Origin of the sequence: Microbacterium sp. H6, from assembly GCF_003314775.1 — a bacterium.
Taxonomy (GTDB): domain Bacteria; phylum Actinomycetota; class Actinomycetes; order Actinomycetales; family Microbacteriaceae; genus Microbacterium; species Microbacterium oxydans.
Genome location: NZ_QOAY01000082.1, coordinates 1 through 2828, shown reverse-complemented (window position 1 = coordinate 2828; position 2828 = coordinate 1). Strand labels below are relative to the sequence as shown.

The following is a 2828-nucleotide window of genomic DNA, read 5'->3' as shown; positions in this document are numbered from 1 at the left end:
TCCCGCAGCGCGATGCGCCCGAGCGGAAGGGCGACGCCACGACGCAGGGCGGCAGCCTCCACCCCTGCCACGACCTCACCGGCGCGGAGCAGCACGCCGTCGCCCTGTCCCTCCGGTCCGCACACGACGTTGACGCAGGAGTGGATGCCGTGGCTCAGGTACACGTAGAGACGCCCCGGCTCACCCCACATGGTCGAATTGCGCGCCGTCCGTCCCATGCGGGCGTGCGAGCCGGGGTCGGGGATCTCCCCAGTGCCCTGCCCGTGATAGGCCTCGACCTCGGTGATGCGCAGCCGCACCTCGACCGGGTCCGCCTCCGTCGCTGTGGAGATGAACGTGCGCAGCTCTCCACCCAGCAGGCGCGGAGCGGCGTCGACGGCGGAGCCGCTCAGGTCGGTGCGGACGGCGCGGCGCAGAGCCTCCTGCGGCTCTGCACCGCGCACGGGGTCGGGGCCGCCGGTCATCTCAGAATCTCGGGGCCGTCTGGCACCACGAGGCGTCGAAGCCGGTGAGGGCCACGAGCTCCTTGCCCGAGTCCATGTCGATCAGGTGCGTCTCGACGTTCTCCGGAAGCGGCAGCAGCATCCCGTCGTAGGCGTTGTTCGCCAGGTCGGGCGCGACGACGACGGCGGCATACTGACCGCTCGGCGATGCACAGGCCTGGAGGATCGAGTCCGTCGACCCGACCTCGACCAGCGGGGTCGCCGCACCGTCGTCGTCCACCCGCACGACCACCTGTCCGATCGGGAGACCCTCTTCGTCACGCGCGACGACGTGACGCAGTGTGCCGCCGGGGAACGGCGTGATGGAGCTCGCCGTGCCGTAGTCGGGGTCCGAAGCGGCGAGGGGCTGCTCCGAGCCGTCGGCCAGATCGAGTTCGACCACGGCTCCGTCGAGCCGCTCCACGATCGCGGTGTACGTGCCTCGGGAGATCCCCTGGATGGTGGCCGCGAGACCGAGCGACTGCACGCCGGCATCGGTCGAGCGGTCGACGAGCGAGAGCGCTCCGTCGAAGTCGATGAACAGCACGGCCGCGCTGTCGGGAACGAACTGCCACACGAAGACGCTCGCCTCGGCACCGGCGACCTCGATGATCTGCGGGTCGTCGTCGCCGCTCAGCGACTGCGTGACGAGGACGCTCGCGCGCCCTTCGGTATCGCTGAGCTCCTTGTCCGAGTAGCTGTAGCCGACGAGGCCGCCGCGCTCGGAGACCTGGATCGCCCCCACGTAGCCGTCACCGGGGAGCTTCAGCTCACGCTGGTTCTTGCCGTCGCGGTCCATCACGAGCAGGCGGGATCCGTCGTCCTCCTCGACCGAGACCACGAGCTGCGTCGATGTCGCACGGAAGTCGTTGATCTTGTCGTGCTCGAACACCGCGACGGCCTTCTCTCCGCTGAGGTCGGTGAGGAAGATCTTGTCCTTGCCCTCGACGTCGCGGCGCAGCAGGAAGATGTTCGACGGCGGCGTCGTGAAGCTCGTGGTCAGCGTCGTCGTCGGGCCGCCTCCGGCACCGACGACATCGGCCACGCGGATCGTGTACTCGGTCGAATCGTCGAGCGGGACGGTGAATCGCACCCCCACGCCGCGACCGGAGGCATCGACGGTGAACGGCACCGCCGGCTCGACCGTCACCTGCGCGGGGTCGATGTCGGCGAGCGCCTGGTTCGCGGTGAGGATGACGCGGCTGCCTGAGGACTCGATCGCCTGCGCGGCGTTCACCTGCACGTCGCTGATGCGCGGTCCTTGGAGCAGGCTCGCGACACCCAGCCCCGTTCCGACGATGACGAGGACACCCAGCACGGCGGCGAGCGTGACGACGAAGCGACGACGGCTCCCCGGAGTCTGCACGGGCTCCGGCTCTGCCGCGACGCGAGGGGTCGGAGGCGTGTTCGGCTCCGCGGCCTCTGCGCGCTCCCTCTCGACGTCCGGGGCCGCGCCGACGAACACGGGCTCAGTCGCGAGCGGGACGGGCGGAAGGGTGGTCGCCTCCGCGTCTTCTCGGGCTGAAGCCTCGAAGGCTGCCATCTTCCGGGCTGCGGCCTCCTGCTCGGCGACCTCACGGTCGCCCGCCTCACGCACCGCAGCTTCACGGACGGCAGCTTCACGGAGGACTGCCTCGTCTGCGACGGCATCCGGCTGGTCGGCAGACGAGGGATCCGCGGACGCCGTAGCGGCAGACGATGGATCCGCGGTGTGCGGAGCGTGGTCCGGCGCCGCGGCGACGTGTTCGGCGGAGGCGATCACGCGGTCGATCCGCTCCGCCTCCGCTGCCTCGGCGGCTTCTCGCGCCGCACGCATCTCCGCGCGTGTGCGCGGGACGGCGGGCACCTCTGGGCGCTCGTCGTCAGTACTCATAGGGGTCCCCCGGCTCGTCGATCGCGACGACGTCGGTCGGTTCGATGCGGAGCTTCCCATCGGCATCCGCACGCACTGTTCCGGTGATCTCGACCCATTGGCCGGTCGCGTAGTCGTCGGGCTTCACGTCGACGGGGAGGATGGCGGTCTGCGCGTCGATCACGCAGTGCGTGATGACCAGGCGGGTGAGATTGACGCCGTCGTCGGCATCGTCCGGGGTCACGAACCCCGTGAGCTTCACCGGCGCACCGTCATACGCGGCAGTGTTCGTCGCTGCGGCGAACACGCTCGCCCAGTCGCCGACGCCGAACGTCGAGGTGTCGGCGACGCCGAGGGCCACCGTGTCGGCACCGGCGAACAACGCACTCTGCTCTCCCGCGCGCGACATCGCGAGCTCGACGGACAGCGAGGCGGGCGGCAGCACGAGGCCGGCCACCACCACCCCGGAGGCGATGACACCACCCGTGACGGCG

General features: G+C 70.5%; 2 protein-coding genes and 1 pseudogene. All 3 read right to left on the bottom strand.

The features are described 5' to 3' along the window. The coding region (locus DSP71_RS05850) for a DNA-3-methyladenine glycosylase (RefSeq protein ID WP_147251218.1) at positions 1-464 on the bottom strand (464 nt) is incomplete at its 3' end. A 1-nt stretch (position 465) separates the two neighbouring features. Beyond that, complete coding sequence (locus tag DSP71_RS05845) at positions 466-2355, bottom strand: hypothetical protein (RefSeq protein WP_257021910.1); 1890 nt, start codon at positions 2353-2355, stop codon at positions 466-468. After that, positions 2345-2828: pseudogene (locus DSP71_RS05840) on the bottom strand (DUF1980 domain-containing protein); the annotation flags it as partial. The gene DSP71_RS05845 and the pseudogene DSP71_RS05840, both read right to left, overlap by 11 nt.